This window comes from Schaalia turicensis (assembly GCF_019380255.1).
GTDB classification, from domain to species: Bacteria; Actinomycetota; Actinomycetes; order Actinomycetales; family Actinomycetaceae; genus Pauljensenia; species Pauljensenia turicensis_A.
In genome coordinates, this window is record NZ_CP048928.1 from 1335309 (window position 1) to 1349458 (window position 14150).

At 57.5% G+C, this 14150-nt stretch carries 13 protein-coding genes; 3 read left to right on the forward strand and 10 right to left on the reverse strand.

The annotated features are described in order from the left end of the window. Positions 1 to 36 precede the first annotated feature (36 nt). From galE to G5S47_RS05900, 6 genes are all read right to left on the reverse strand, one after another. Complete coding sequence (galE, locus tag G5S47_RS05875) at positions 37 to 1038, reverse strand: UDP-glucose 4-epimerase GalE (RefSeq protein WP_103632010.1); 1002 nt, start codon at positions 1036 to 1038, stop codon at positions 37 to 39. A 167-nt stretch (positions 1039 to 1205) separates the two neighbouring features. Beyond that, on the reverse strand, positions 1206 to 1772 hold the full coding sequence (gene purE / locus G5S47_RS05880) for a 5-(carboxyamino)imidazole ribonucleotide mutase (protein WP_219585341.1): 567 nt from the start codon (positions 1770 to 1772) through the stop codon (positions 1206 to 1208). Positions 1773 to 1892: 120 nt separating this feature from the next. Beyond that, a complete protein-coding gene (locus G5S47_RS05885; RefSeq protein ID WP_103632012.1) occupies positions 1893 to 3041 on the reverse strand; it encodes a 5-(carboxyamino)imidazole ribonucleotide synthase in 1149 nt (382 codons plus the stop codon). Between the two features lie 105 nt (positions 3042 to 3146). Beyond that, positions 3147 to 4472, reverse strand: coding sequence for an ATP-binding protein (locus tag G5S47_RS05890; RefSeq protein ID WP_219585343.1), 1326 nt, complete (start codon positions 4470 to 4472; stop codon positions 3147 to 3149). 114 nt (positions 4473 to 4586) lie between these two features. After that, positions 4587 to 5261, reverse strand: coding sequence for a response regulator transcription factor (locus tag G5S47_RS05895; protein WP_103632065.1), 675 nt, complete (start codon positions 5259 to 5261; stop codon positions 4587 to 4589). Between the two features lie 120 nt (positions 5262 to 5381). Continuing rightward, positions 5382 to 6437, reverse strand: coding sequence for an adenylate/guanylate cyclase domain-containing protein (locus G5S47_RS05900; protein WP_219585346.1), 1056 nt, complete (start codon positions 6435 to 6437; stop codon positions 5382 to 5384). 128 nt (positions 6438 to 6565) lie between these two features. Here G5S47_RS05900 and G5S47_RS05905 point away from each other — a divergent pair, with 128 nt between their 5' ends. Further along, positions 6566 to 7261, forward strand: coding sequence for a Maf family protein (locus G5S47_RS05905; RefSeq protein ID WP_219585348.1), 696 nt, complete (start codon positions 6566 to 6568; stop codon positions 7259 to 7261). Between the two features lie 98 nt (positions 7262 to 7359). Next, complete coding sequence (gene dapD / locus G5S47_RS05910; protein ID WP_103632066.1) at positions 7360 to 8343, forward strand: 2,3,4,5-tetrahydropyridine-2,6-dicarboxylate N-succinyltransferase; 984 nt, start codon at positions 7360 to 7362, stop codon at positions 8341 to 8343. A 135-nt stretch (positions 8344 to 8478) separates the two neighbouring features. On the opposite strand, the gene G5S47_RS05915 is transcribed toward dapD, so the two are convergent. From G5S47_RS05915 to fdxA, 3 genes are all read right to left on the reverse strand, one after another. Further along, a complete protein-coding gene (locus tag G5S47_RS05915) occupies positions 8479 to 9813 on the reverse strand; it encodes a citrate synthase (RefSeq protein ID WP_219585351.1) in 1335 nt (444 codons plus the stop codon). A gap of 283 nt (positions 9814 to 10096) precedes the next feature. Further along, positions 10097 to 11239 carry a succinyldiaminopimelate transaminase gene (gene dapC / locus G5S47_RS05920; RefSeq protein WP_219585873.1) on the reverse strand — a complete coding sequence of 381 codons (1143 nt, stop codon included), beginning with the start codon at positions 11237 to 11239 and terminating at the stop codon, positions 10097 to 10099. After that, complete coding sequence (fdxA, locus tag G5S47_RS05925) at positions 11239 to 11580, reverse strand: ferredoxin (protein ID WP_103632018.1); 342 nt, start codon at positions 11578 to 11580, stop codon at positions 11239 to 11241. The genes dapC and fdxA overlap by 1 nt, the downstream gene beginning before the upstream one ends. Before the next feature lie 54 nt (positions 11581 to 11634). Between fdxA and G5S47_RS05930 the strand changes: the two genes are divergently transcribed. Continuing rightward, positions 11635 to 12012: a 2-hydroxymuconic semialdehyde dehydrogenase gene (locus G5S47_RS05930; RefSeq protein WP_257878423.1), complete on the forward strand. Its 378-nt coding sequence runs from the start codon at positions 11635 to 11637 to the stop codon at positions 12010 to 12012. A gap of 46 nt (positions 12013 to 12058) precedes the next feature. On the opposite strand, the gene typA is transcribed toward G5S47_RS05930, so the two are convergent. Continuing rightward, complete coding sequence (typA, locus tag G5S47_RS05935; RefSeq protein ID WP_219585354.1) at positions 12059 to 13978, reverse strand: translational GTPase TypA; 1920 nt, start codon at positions 13976 to 13978, stop codon at positions 12059 to 12061. Between the last annotated feature and the right edge of the window lie 172 nt (positions 13979 to 14150).

The window sequence follows — 14150 nt, forward strand, 5'->3', positions numbered from 1 at the left end:
TAACGACCATCCCCCACACCGCAAGTAATCGAAGACTTACTTCATATACTTTGTCACGTCGATACGGCGAGGTCCGGCCTGCCAGCCGGAAAAACTTGACTCCAAAATATCGTGAAGCGTATGGCGTGCTACCCAACCGAGTTCTTCACTGATCCGTGTTGCGTCCCCAACAAGGACGGGGGGATCACCCGCACGCCGCGATTCCTCAACGACTTCGAAATCCCAACCGGTAACACGGCGCAGTCCGTCAATGATTTCGCGGACAGAAGTGCCCCTCCCGGTTCCAACGTTGAAGACGTTATGTTGAAGTGGACGAGAATCAGCAAGAGCATCGAGGGCAGCGATATGAGCTTCTGCAAGATCTCGAACGTGGATGTAGTCGCGAACGCATGTACCGTCCGGAGTCTCATAATCCGATCCGAAAATCCTGGCGGGCTCATCGCGTTCAACACGATCGAGAACCATCGGAACCACGTTCAAGATTGCCAGATCTGCTAGATCATCCCAGCCAGCACCGGCAACATTAAAGTATCGCAACCCGATCCATTTGAGGCCCCATGCGACCTCGCAGTCATGCATCATCCACTCGCCTATAAGCTTCGTTTCACCATAGGGATTAATCGGATGGCATTCGGTATCTTCGCTAATGATATGAACGTCCGGCATTCCGTAAACAGAGGCTGACGATGAGAAGATGATCTGTTCAATACCAGCATCGTTCATGGCGCGAAGGAGATTCGCGAGGCCACCAATGTTCTGCTGGTAGTACCACATGGGGCGTCGAACCGACTCCCCTACCTGCTTTCGTGCTGCACAATGAACAACGGCAGTGACGTCTTCATCCAGCATGACGTTCGCAAGATCTGTGCTTGCGCTATCGGTAGCGATATCAAGAGTGATGAGTTTTGCGCCTTCTACCCTTGATGCTGTGCCCGTTGAAAGATCATCGACAACGATGACCTTTTCGCCTCGTTCCAATAGCAGTCGGACTACGTGGGATCCGATATATCCAGCGCCACCAGTGACAAGAATGCTCATGCTCTCATCCTAGTCACCGTATAGCCGCCTCAAAGGACTTCGTCGGTTTCTTCCGCCTTTGTCCACCTATTGGCGAGGCCCAGCTAGGTCGTACTTCCGTCACACACAATGCGAGCCACGATGCCCGCGGGAATCTTGCGGAGCCACGTTTGTCTTGGCGTTAATGCTTAGCTCAACGAAGCTTTCACTGTGTCAGCTAGGGCGCTCCCCTTTGCCGTTGCAACGTCGCGCAGAGCAACTTGGAATTGACGCATTTGGGCGCGCAGTTTCTCGGCCTGGGCTCCTTCACCTGCTCCAAGGATTCGTGCTGCCAGAAGGCCAGCATTGCGCGCACCGGCAATCGAAACCGTAGCAACGGGAACGCCTGCCGGCATCTGGACGATCGAGTGCAGGGAATCGACACCATCAAGGTGTTTGAGAGGAACGGGAACACCGATGACTGGAAGTTCCGTAAGGGCTGCGAGCATACCCGGCAGGTGCGCCGCACCGCCTGCGCCAGCGATGATGACGCGCAAACCTCGAGCAGAAGCGCTTCGCCCGTACGCAACCATGTCTTCGGGCATACGGTGTGCAGAGACCACACCGACCTCGCAGGCGATAGCGAATTCTGCGAGCGCAGCAACAGCGGGTTCCATGGTGGGCCAGTCGGAATCGGATCCCACGACGATACCGACTGCAGGGTTGTCTCCGGTCTTTGTCAGAGTGATATCGAGCTGGTGTGTTTCGGTTGTCATCGATGGTTCCTTCACTAAAACGGTCAATGGGTCATGTATGCGGGCATGATTACGGATCGGGGGTGTGAGTGCCGCCCGGCCTCGTCGGTGACGAAGAACGAGAGGCGAAATATGTGAGCGTTAGCCACGCAGAGTGGCGACAACGGCTTCAGCTTCGGCGCGCGCAACGGCTGGGTCCTTGTCGACGACGGTGACGTGACCGAGTTTGCGCCCGGGGCGAACCTCTTTGCCGTAGAGATGCACTTTGGCGCGCGGGTGGTCTGCGAGCGCAGAGGCAAGGTGGCGTGCTGGGTCGACGAATTCGGAGCCAAGCAGGTTCACCATGACCGCGTGTGTTCCAGGATTGACGAGGTCTGTTGAACCGAGGGGCAGGTCAAGGACAGCGCGAAGATGCTGTTCGAATTGGCTGGTGAACGCCCCATCGATCGTCCAATGGCCGGTGTTGTGTGGGCGCATCGCAAGCTCGTTCACAAGGACGTGCTGGTCGCTTCCTTGTCCGACGACGAACATTTCGACGGCTAGGACACCCGTGACGCCAAGTTCACGCGCGACCGTTTCACCAATCGATGTGGCCTGGGCACGTGTTTCCTCAGTCAGGCCTTGAGCAGGCGCGGTAACCACGGAGCAGACTCCGTCCACCTGTTCGGTGGATGCGACCGGCCAGGATGCGATCTGACCGGAGGGAGTACGTGCGCTCAGGGAGGCGACTTCTGAGGTGAAGGGGACGCAGTCTTCGGCAAGAAGAGTTCCTTTGGCAAGCCAATCGACGGCGTCTTCAGCTTGGTGAATCACTCGTACACCGTGGCCGTCATATCCGCCGACCGGAGTCTTCACGACGATCGGCCACGTGCCAGCATCACCGAAAGAGGCGAGTTCTTCAAGGGTGGACACTTTCGCCCAACGGGGACATGGAATGCCCAGCTCGGTTAACTTTTCGCGCATTGCAAGTTTGTCTTGGGCATACAGCAACGCGGCTCGCGGGGGCTCTGCTGGAAGGTGGCCCTTGGCGACATCAAAGACCGAAGCCGGAATATGTTCGTGTTCGAACGTGACCACATCCGCACCGTCAATCAGCTGTGCAACGGCGTCGGTATCGTCTGGCATTCCGACGATCGACGTGGCGAGTGCCTGTCCTGTTGACCCATCCGAGGATTCAACAAGCGCACGAAGTTCAAAGCCTAGGGCGATCGAACTTTCCGCCATCATTCGGGCAAGCTGCCCACCGCCAATTACTGCAACAACCGGACGAGTATCCTTGGCCTGATCCATGGCTCTTAATCTAGTCGCAAGGGGCTTATGGGCGCACCTACGTTCACGGCGATGTCAGAGCCTCATTGTTCTTCCATTGGGATGCGCGCGAAAGCAACGCCAATTTCAGAAGCGACGAGAACGACGCCCCATCGAGACAACCGATCCCTGTGGCATGACGTGATCCGGGTCCATCGAAGCAGGAATCGCAGAAAGCGAAACGGTGAAAACCGGAGGATGGTTCTGTGTCAGTTCCAGACGCCCACCCATCGCTTGAGTCAGGTCTTTCGCCAGCGCTAAGCCGATCCCCGTCGAACCGTGGCCGGAAACTCCCTTGGCAAAAATATCGGGAGCAAGATCATCGGCAACACCCGATCCTTCGTCTGAGACTTCGATAATGACTCCGCGCTTGTTCGCCGACTTCCGTGCGACGACCAGGGTTGTGCCTTCACCGTAGTTCAGCGAATTTTCAATCAATGTGGCAAGGACCTGGGAAAGCTTGCTGGCGTCGGCAAGCAACGGCAGTTCAGCTTCGTCGGTGAATACGAGGCTGCGCCCGGCTTTTTCGAACGCGGATTCCCATTCTTCGCGCTGTGTGTTGAACGCTTCAAGAATGTGGATTGCTTCAGTTTGCGCAGATGCTCGGGCGTTCGCATCAAGGAGTTCAGCCACAACGCCCGTGAGGCGTTCGACCTGTTCGAGACAGTTGCGAGCTTCTTCTTGTACCTCGGGTTCAGTGGAGATCATTTCAATCTCTTCGAGGCGCATGGAAAGTGCAGTCAGTGGAGTGCGAAGCTGGTGTGACGCATCGGCCGCGAACTGACGTTCGGCAGCTAGCCTGCCCGCCATGCGTTCACTGGTACGCGACAGTTCTTCTTGGACCAAGTCGATTTCTTCGATGCCCGAAGGTTTGACCTGAGCACGAACCTGGCCCGCACCGACCTGCTCAGCGTGGGCTGCCAGGTAGATGAGGGGCGCGGATAGCTGGCGTGAAAAGCGGAGGGCAAGGGCTAAACCAACCAGCAGGCACGCTGCGATTCCGGCAATAAAGATTCCGAACACGAATGCGATACGTTTCAGCGTTTGTTCTGCGGATACTTCCATGCGGATCGACGTTCCCGCCGTGGATGACGCATGCACGACGAACGACATTCCCCGGGGTTTTTCCCCGGCAAGCATCAGTCCGTGTTGGCGCGTGTTCACACTGATATAGGCATTACCCTGCATGTCGGTCACTGGTTTCGCCAAAGAAGTGACCGTGTCTTGATCGACATCTGCACCAGTCGCTATACGACGATCGATTGTGTTCACAATCGTCTGTGCCCTGGATTGGACGCGATCCCAATCAGAGTTCCACACAATGGTGGACGTTGCGACCGCACCGGGAATACCCATCAGGAAACACACCACTGCAACAGCAGTGACAATCATGCGAACGGCTTTTTTACGCATGGGTCCCTTTCATTCCCTACGATTCCCGGCGAAGCGATGCTGTCAGATCGTTCCCCTGAAATAGGTTACCCGCGGCGAAGGATTCGCCGCGGGCCCCATAAGGTTGTCAGTGTGTCAGCGAACTTCGAAACGGAAGCCCATACCCCTGACGGTGGTGATGTAGTGCGGTTTGGTCGCATCATCGCCAAGCTTTCGACGAAGCCATGAGACATGCATGTCCAGAGTCTTCGTGGATCCTGTCGGGTCCGATCCCCAGACCTCACGCATCAGAGCGTCACGTTCGACAACGCTTCCCGCGTCGCGAAGCAGTACGCGCAACAGGTCGAATTCCTTCGCCGTCAGTTGTAATTCTGTTGAACCAACGAAAGCACGGTGAGCGTTCACATCAACGCGAACATCCTGAGCGCCCAGGTCACCCTCGACGCTTTCGGTTCCCGTGCGACGCAGAAGAGCACGGACGCGCGCAAGAAGTTCTGCAAGGCGGAAAGGCTTGGTCACGTAATCATCGGCGCCGGTATCCAAGCCAACAACCATATCGACTTCATCAGTGCGCGCCGTCAGGATCAGAATCGGAACGCTCTTTCCCGACGCACGAATTTCACGCGCGACATCCAGACCATCCATGTCTGGAAGGCCAAGGTCAAGCAGAACGAGGTCAGCGCCATCTACTTCAGCGAGTGCGCCACGACCGGTGCCGTGCGCACGCACTTCGTAGTTCTCGCGGCCAAGGGCGCGAGCGAGAGGTTCGCTGATCGCGGGATCATCTTCAACGAGCAGAACAGTAGTCACGTACCCCATCATATACTTTCAAGATAATTTCTTTCAGATTTCTTGACCTTTTGGACACGGGTTTGTTGAGAAGCTCATGCACGTCAAAGTGCCCGGCCTCGTACCTAAAAGCGGCACCCCTTAGTCTTGGAGCGTCAGCAAGTAGGGGGAAACCGGACCAAATCCGTGGAGGTCCGCGGAGGGGAATTCCTCCAAGCGATACCCATCCCCCGCCTTCGAAGCAACGGCAGTAGCGGTCGCTGGGTCCGTCAAAATCTGACCGACCGGCGCAATATCAACCAAACGAGAAGCCAAGTTCACCGTCGGGCCGAACACGTCACCCGAACGTGAGAAGACATCGCCACGGACGAAAGATGCACGAACAGGAAGAATCGTATCATCCGCATTCAAGCGCTCAATCAGCGAAAAAATCACGTTCAAACCGGTCTCAAGATCATCGGCAATGTACAAAACAGCATCGCCCAGCGTCTTCACCACGCGACCGCCAGCCTGCGTGATCGCCTGACGCGATTCGGATTCAAAGTGCTCGATCAGTTCGACGACCTCACCACCCAGGATTGTCGACGACGACGTGTAGGACACCATGTCAACAAAGCCCAACGAACGATTGAGTGGGAACCGAGCCTTGGAGTTCTCGTGACCGCGCTGGGACACTTCCTTATCCAAGCGCGACAGCAATGCCTCCATCTGACGCTGCCACGAGTGAATGAACATCCTCTCGAATGCCTCGACACGGTCCTTCATATGGTCTAGAACGTAGAGGCGAGCCGTCGTGTCATCCAAGCCTAGGCGTCGCACCGCGTCTTCAACAAGCGCTTCACACTGCCACAGCGCTAGACGATCGGCCAAGTGGGAATTCGCCCTCAGAAGCGAATGGCTGGTTGCCGTGTCAATCGCCTGTGAATCAATCATGTCGTTCCACGAGACGAACACGTCCAGATCACGTTCGGTGAACGTCTTTTCGCCAGGCTCAGGGGGGCGGAATCCCAGTGAATTCCAAAAGTCATTGATTTGTTCAACGGTAGTACCAGCGTGCTGGGCAAGCTCGTCGGCACTCATCGTCAGAGGACCGCCCAAAAGGCGGGGAACGTAGCGTTTAACGGTCTGGTGATCGTCCGAAGTAGGGGGCTGAGACTGGTGAGCTTGAGCTTCACCATTGGGCACAGCGCTGTCCATCTCTCCCCTTCACATACAGATCCACACAGATACTTTAGTAGCGTACATCACGTTTGACAGATTCGTGCAGTTACTGCACACAATTATCAAGATGTATCAATTGCCGATTGAAAAGGCAAAATAGACCTATGCGTTTTCTTCTTGCCTCAAAGTCACCGGCTCGCCGAGCAACTCTGATTTCCGCTGGCATCACACCTATTGTTCGCATATCCGACGTTGATGAAGACCTCGTGCTCGCCGACTTCTGCGCGCGTAGCGCCGGCGTTCCTTCGCCCGGCGATCAGGTGACAACCCTGGCAGACGCGAAGTGCGGTGCGGTCATTTCCGGCTTAGTCGATGGCACGATTGTGACCGACGAGGCCCACTGCGAACGCCTCCTCGTCGTTGCGTGCGATTCGATGCTGTTGCAGGACGGGCAGATGCTGGGCAAGCCCCACACTGCAGAAATTGCACGCGAGCGCATCCGAGCTTTCAGAGGCTCCGAAGCAATTCTGTGGACCGGCCATAGCGCAGCGCTCGTCGAGCGAGACCCCTCTACCCCGCTAGATTCCTACGCTCTGATTGCGCGCACCCACGCCTCGACTTCAACCATCGTCCGATTCGGCTCAATGAGCGACGCCGAGATTGATGCCTACGTAGACTCCGGCGAACCGCTCCACGTTGCGGGGTCTTTCACGATCGACGGCCTTGGCGGGCCCTTCATTGCTGGGGTCGACGGCGATCACCACAACGTTGTCGGGATTTCACTCCCACTGGTTCACACGATGGCTGAAGAAATTGGTGTTTTCTGGCCGGATCTCTGGGATCATCGCCAGCCTCGCTGAACTTTCCCAGCATTTGGGAGCACTCATCACACCTTGCAAACCTGCCGAAAGGCGGAATGGGCACCCCACAGCGGGCACTCTCGCTTTACAGTAAGCCCATGGATACGAATCAGGCATGGGGCATTGGCCTCGCAACAGTGACGAAGAACGGCGAGACTCTCGACGTCTGGTACCCGCGCCCACACCTGGGTCAGATGGAACCTGGCGATGACACAGATCTGCTCGACACCCTGACTCACATGCAGCGCCACAATGATGCGCGCGGTGTTCGCACCACGGTTGTCACCTGCAGGTCAGATCTGGACGATCAACCGCAGTCCACTGCGGATTCCTACCTGCGCCTCCACCTGCTTTCCCACCGAATGAAAAAGCCGAACACCATCAATCTTGACGGTATTTTTGCTCGCCTCCCCAACGTCGTATGGACCTCCGAGGGCCCGTGCGCAGTCGCAGACTTCGAAGAAACACGTCTGCGTATGCGCGCTCACCTTGGCCACCCGGTCACCGTGATCGGCGTCGACAAGTTCCCCCCGATGGTGAACTACGTCGTACCGAAGGGCGTGCGTATTGCAAACGGTGCAACCGTACGCCTGGGCGCCTACCTGTCTGAAGGAACAACCGTCATGCACGCCGGTTTCGTGAACTTCAACGCCGGCACCCTCGGTCGATCCATGGTTGAAGGCCGTATCTCTCAGGGCGTTGTCATCGACGACGGTTCCGACGTGGGCGGCGGCGCATCCACAATGGGCACCCTGTCCGGCGGTGGCCGCCAGCGCGTGAAGCTTGGTAAACGGTGCTTGCTCGGCGCAAACTCCGGTCTCGGAATTCCTCTTGGCGACGACTGCGTCGTCGAAGCTGGTCTGTACTTGACCGCAGGAGCAAAGGTTGCCGTCATGGAATCCGGTGGCGTCGTCCCCGGTTCGAACGGCCTCTTCGCAGAACCTCGGACGGTTGCAGCGCGCGAGCTTGCAGGCGCATCAAATGTCTTGTTCCGACGCAATTCTCAGTCGGGTCGAATCGAAGCACTGGCCCGCGGTGGCAAGGGCATCGAATTGAACGATGAGCTACATGCAACCAACTGATGAAGGCTCGATCCTTTTCATGCTCACGGGGGTGGCAGACCACGGTCTACCACCCCCGTTGACGTTCAGTTGATCGGCCTCGTCCACGCGCGGCAAGGACTTTGGCTATGCGCCGAGCGCAAACCCGACAGCGCGTTAGTCAATCACGCGAGCCGAGCGCTGGCGAAGAAGCACATAGTCGCGTTCAGTCGAGCCAACGTACACCTGACGCGGGCGACCAATCTTCGTCGACGGATCCTCGGTCATTTCAACGTACTGCGCAATCCAACCGGGCAGGCGACCAAGTGCGAACAGTGGCGTGAACATCTTGGTCGGGAATCCCATCGCCGAGTAGATCAGGCCCGTGTAGAAGTCGACGTTCGGGTACAGCTTGCGCTCCTTGAAGTAATCGTCATTCAAAGCGATATCTTCAAGCTCCATCGCAATATCCAGGAGCTCGTCGCGCTTGCCGAGGCGAGACAGAACATCGTGTGCGGTTTCCTTCACCAGAGCCGCGCGCGGATCGTAGTTCTTGTACACGCGGTGCCCGAAGCCCATCAGACGTACACCTTCCGCCTTCGACTTCACCTTGTCCACATAGCTCTGGACCGACTCACCAGTGTCGCGAATCTGATTGAGCATGCGCAGAACCGCTTCATTCGCGCCACCGTGCAACGGGCCAGCAAGCGCGCCCACGCCGGCCGCAACAGACGCATACAGGTTCGCTTGCGAGGACCCGACCAAACGAACGGTCGAGGTCGAACAGTTTTGTTCGTGATCAGCGTGAAGAATCAGCAACATATCGAGTGCTCGAACAATCGCAGGATCAATGTCGTACGCCTGATAGGGCATGCCGAAGGTCATGCGGATGAAGTCTTCGGTGTAGCTACGTTGCGAGTCTGGGTACAGCAGTGGCAAGCCTGCGGCACGCTTCGCGATGTAGCTGATCATGGTCGGCACCTTCGCCAGCAGAAGCACCAGCGCGGTATCCAGCTGAGTGCGGTCGCGCGGATCAAGCGTGTCTTCGTAGTAGGTTGCCAGGCCTGCGACACCCGCTTGGAGAATCGCCATGGGGTGGCCCCTGTGCGGGAACGCGGTGAAGAAAGCCTTGAAGTCTTCGTGAAGCAAGCGGTGACGGTGGACGGCGCGAATGAAGCTTTCCAGTGTGGAGGCATCAGGGAGTTCGCCGTAGATCAGCAGGTAAGCAACCTCTAGGAACGACGAGCGCTTTGCCAATTGTTCGATCGGGTAACCGCGGTAGCGCAGAATTCCCGCACCACCATCGATGTAGGTAATCGCAGACTGGCATGACGCTGTGTTCGTAAAACCGGGGTCGAGGCTGACTACGTCGCCGTCGGCGAGCAAGCGGGAGACGCTCAAGCCATCATTACCGACGGAGGCGCTGGTGCGCGGGAGAACGATCTTCTTTTCCCCGACGGTAAGCACACCGTCGGAAGTAGTGTCGACCGATTCCACTTTTGCCTTGGCCATGAGGACTCCTTAACGCGTTGGGCAATGCGGAGCCATGCAAGCACACAGGTTGGAAGAATGCGCGACAGCGCTTTCGTTCTCAACGAGTCGCTTCACTGCGACCACAATCACCACTTAGGACGAAAGTCCGTTATTTCTGTCACTCTATACGCCACTGTTCGGCCTGTAAAGCGCTAGAACATCAAACTTTCTCCAAAGTTATTGTAAAGGACTAGTCAACAACATGCTAAGTGTGGGCCATTATTCGAAAACAGGAAGACACCACGCCCGGGAGAGTTTCCCCTTACGCAAGGAAATTGACGCACGTTTCAAGGCGCTGCGAGGCAGCCTCGATTCGCTCATCACTTGCCGTCAGAGCCACTCGCACACGCCCCTCCGCAGCCTCCCCATAAAAATCGCCGGGGGCAACCAGAATTCCCAGTTTCGCGAACGCGTCAACCAACGCCCACGAATCCTGCGTGCGCGGATGTGCGAGCCAGAGATAGAGTCCGGCAACAGAATTTTCATCATTCACGAGGCCAGCTTTACCGCACGCTTCGACCAGCCTCTTACGTCGCCGTTCGTACACAGCACGCTGAGCCTCGACATGCGCCTCGTCGCGAAGAGCGATTGCCATCGCATGCTGAACGGGAGCAGGAACCATCAGTCCAGAGTGCTTGCGGACCTCGACGATCGGGGCGACGAGCTCAGGATCCCCGTAGACGAGTGCGGCGCGATACCCCGCGAGGTTCGACTGCTTGGAGAGCGAGTAGAGGACGAGGAGGCCGCTCGGGTCGCCCTCGCACACGGTCTCGTCGAGGAGGGAAGGGACGCCCTCCGAGATCCAGGGCTCGGCCCAGGGCAGGGCCGCGTAGCACTCGTCGGACACGACAACGGCATCGTGCTCACATGCCCACTGACGAACGGCACGAAGTTCGTCAGCTGACAGGACATGACCATCCGGGTTTCCAGGAGAATTGAGGAAAACAAGAACGGCATCCGGCCACGTATCCGGCTTCCTAGGATCAACTGGAACGGGGGTCGCGCCCGCGAGACGCGCACCAATGTCATAGGTCGGATAAGCAACCTCTGGGACAAGCACCGTATCCCCCGGGCCAACTCCCAGCAGACGCGGAATCCAGGCAACCGCTTCCTTCGAACCGATGGTGGGAATAACGCCGGACAAGCCAACGTCCACCATATTGCGACGTTGCCCCCATGCAAGGATCGCTTCGCGCACTTCCCGAGTGCCAATAACCGTCGGATAACCGTGAGCATCCGACGCTACCGAAAGTGCCTCGCGGATAAAACCCGGCGTCGAATCGACGGGGGTTCCCACCGAAAGATCGCAGATCCCATCGGGATGCGACGAAGCAAGCGCCTTCGCGGGAGCGAGGAGGTTCCAGGGGAACTCGGGCAGTCCGAGCGGGCGGGGCAGTGTGATCATCACTGGTGCGACTCGAGGTAGTCCGCATTCTGCGGGGGCAGCGCGGCGACCATCTCGTCGTCGAAGTCCTGGACACCGGTCTTCTGCGCGCCACCGGGGGAACCAAGATCCTTGAAGAAGTCAGCGTTTGCTCGGTAGTAATCCGACCATTCCTCGGGCAGATCGTCCTCGTAGAAAATTGCCTCGGTCGGACACACCGGCTCGCACGCACCACAGTCCACGCATTCTTCGGGGTGAATGTAGAGAGTACGCGCACCTTCGTAGATGCAATCGACCGGGCACTCATCAACGCAAGCGCGGTCCTTCACGTCAACACAGGGCTGTGCGATGACGTAGGTCATGGCAACTCCTCATTGGAATCGATAGGGAAGCTTCTGCCCTCTATTATCTCCTTTATGAGTCAAAGTGCCCCAATTGAAAGCGCCAATGCGCATAATCGCGCCGAAGACAAGGCCTCGTCCCCCACGAGCGAGACCAACGCGAAGGCGCGATTTTCCAAAGACCCACGGGGCGCAATTCCTGCCAACATAACCGAAGGCGCGAATCTACCACCACTCCCATGGCTCGCATGGATACCTGGCGAACGCGTTGTTGTCCGCTACCGTTTAGCCGACGGACTCCATGACGCTCTTGGCACCCTCAAAACAACGTCCCGCGACTACGTCGAGATTGAAACCCGACGTGGACTGGTCCGAATCGATGCCGAAACCATGGTCACGGGTAAAAAAGTTCCGCCCCCACCAGCCTTCGGATCGTTTCAGAAGGAAAACTGACGGGGACGGAATCTATAGCTGAGCTAGTAAAGCATGGTCGCGCCACTCACTTCGCTGCGCGACGCTCGCGTGCTGCGATCTTGAAACGTTCCTGCGCATCCAAGACGACCTTGCGGACGCGAACCGCTTCAGGCGTGACCTCGACACATTCGTCGTTAGCCGCAAATTCAAGCGACTCTTCAAGAGTCAGCTTGCGCGACGGAGTCAGCGATTCGTACACATCAGCGGTAGCTGAACGCGTGTTCGTCTGCTTCTTCTCACGGCAGATGTTGACGTCCATATCTTCGCCACGCGGATTTTCGCCAACAACCTGGCCTTCGTAAACCTCGGAAGAAGGCTCAACGATGAAGGAACCGCGTTCCTGCAGATTCGTCATCGCATACGGAGTTGCCTGGCCTGCACGGTCAGCAACCAGCGAGCCGGTCAGACGCTGCTCGATGACACCCTGCCACGGGGCGTAGCCGTCAGCGATCGACGATGCGATACCGGTACCGCGCGTTTCGGTGAGGAAGCGGGTACGGAAGCCGATCAGACCGCGCGCCGGAACGACAAACTCCAGGCGGATCCAGCCCGAACCGTGGTTCGACATGGTTTCCATGCGACCCTTACGGGCTGCCATCAGCTGCGTAACGGAGCCGAGGTACTCTTCGGGAATGTCGATAGTCATACGTTCCATCGGCTCACTGCGAACACCTTCAATGTCCTTCGTGACAACCTGAGGCTTACCGACGGTCAGTTCGAAGCCTTCGCGACGCATCTGCTCGACCAGGATGGCAAGAGCCAGCTCCCCGCGCCCCTGAACCTCCCAGGCATCGGGACGCTCGGTCGGCAGAACCCTCAGAGACACGTTGCCCACCAGCTCGCGGTCAAGACGATCCTTGACCTGACGTGCGGTGACCTTCGCACCCTTGACACGACCAGCCATCGGCGAAGTGTTGATACCGATCGTCATCGAGATCGCCGGATCATCAACGGTGATCAACGGCAGAGGACGAGGATCTTCAAGGTCGACCAGCGATTCACCGATCATGATGTCTTCAATACCGGCAACAGCGACGATATCGCCGGGGCCAGCAGTCTCAGCAGAAACGCGCTCCAGGCCTTCAGTGCGTAGCAGTTCGGTGATACGCACGGAACGAATGGTGCCGTCATGGCGGGCAAGACCCACATTCGCACCCTTGGTCAGCGTGCCATTGTGGATACGAAGCAGAGCAAGACGACCTAGGAACGGCGATGCATCAAGGTTCGTAACGTGTGCCTGAAGCGGAATGTCCTCTTCGTATTCTGGGCCGGGGATACGGTTCAGAATCGTTTCAAACAGGGGCTCGAGATCCTCGGTCGGAAGCTGGCCGTCACCGGGGTTTTCCAGCGAGCACACGCCAGCCTTGGCGGACGCGTAAATAACGGGCACATCGAGCAGAGAATCAACATCGGTTTCAATACCGTCATTCAGCAGATCTTCACCCAGCGACAGCAGAAGGTCGGTCGTTTCAGAAACGACCTCTTCGATACGCGAGTCCGGGCGGTCAACCTTATTCACAACGACGACAACCGGGAGCTGTGCCTGCAGAGCCTTACGTAGAACGAAGCGAGTCTGAGGAAGCGGCCCCTCGGAAGCATCGACCATCAGGACAACACCATCAACCATGGACAGACCACGTTCAACCTCGCCACCGAAGTCAGCGTGACCGGGGGTGTCAATAACGTTAATGGTGACGCCGTCTTCAAGACCGAGCTTCTGAGCGGCTGGACCACGGTAGTGGACAGCTGTGTTCTTCGCGAGGATCGTAATGCCCTTTTCGCGTTCAAGATCGCCCGAGTCCATGACGCGCTCGCCCGTCTTCTCGACGGTGTCACGGTCAGAAAAAGCGCCGGACTGCCAGAGCATCGCGTCGACCAGGGTTGTCTTACCGTGGTCAACGTGCGCCACGATTGCGACATTACGCAGGTCAGAGCGGGTTGGCATAGATGAACTCCTCAATAACACGATGGCCAGCAACACCTGAATCAGTCAGTGCGAGCATGGCCGGTGGGTACACATTCGACCCACAAAATAGCTGAAACCAGAATATCGGCTTAACGCCGGCATTCCCCTACCCATACCTGCGACGTTCACCACGTCATGTGGGACGCTCATG

What these genes read in the sequence shown, in the direction of transcription:
- G5S47_RS05900 (WP_219585346.1), bottom strand. Translation starts at nt 6,437, where the DNA reads ATGGACAGCGCTGTGCCCAATGGTGAAGCTCAAGCTCACCAGTCTCAG.
- G5S47_RS05905 (WP_219585348.1), top strand. Translation starts at nt 6,566, where the DNA reads ATGCGTTTTCTTCTTGCCTCAAAGTCACCGGCTCGCCGAGCAACTCTG.
- G5S47_RS05890 (WP_219585343.1), bottom strand. Translation starts at nt 4,472, where the DNA reads ATGCGTAAAAAAGCCGTTCGCATGATTGTCACTGCTGTTGCAGTGGTG.
- G5S47_RS05885 (WP_103632012.1), bottom strand. Translation starts at nt 3,041, where the DNA reads ATGGATCAGGCCAAGGATACTCGTCCGGTTGTTGCAGTAATTGGCGGT.
- fdxA (WP_103632018.1), bottom strand. Translation starts at nt 11,580, where the DNA reads ATGACCTACGTCATCGCACAGCCCTGTGTTGACGTGAAGGACCGCGCT.
- G5S47_RS05915 (WP_219585351.1), bottom strand. Translation starts at nt 9,813, where the DNA reads ATGGCCAAGGCAAAAGTGGAATCGGTCGACACTACTTCCGACGGTGTG.
- purE (WP_219585341.1), bottom strand. Translation starts at nt 1,772, where the DNA reads ATGACAACCGAAACACACCAGCTCGATATCACTCTGACAAAGACCGGA.
- dapD (WP_103632066.1), top strand. Translation starts at nt 7,360, where the DNA reads ATGGATACGAATCAGGCATGGGGCATTGGCCTCGCAACAGTGACGAAG.
- typA (WP_219585354.1), bottom strand. Translation starts at nt 13,978, where the DNA reads ATGCCAACCCGCTCTGACCTGCGTAATGTCGCAATCGTGGCGCACGTT.
- G5S47_RS05930 (WP_257878423.1), top strand. Translation starts at nt 11,635, where the DNA reads ATGAGTCAAAGTGCCCCAATTGAAAGCGCCAATGCGCATAATCGCGCC.
- galE (WP_103632010.1), bottom strand. Translation starts at nt 1,038, where the DNA reads ATGAGCATTCTTGTCACTGGTGGCGCTGGATATATCGGATCCCACGTA.
- dapC (WP_219585873.1), bottom strand. Translation starts at nt 11,239, where the DNA reads ATGATCACACTGCCCCGCCCGCTCGGACTGCCCGAGTTCCCCTGGAAC.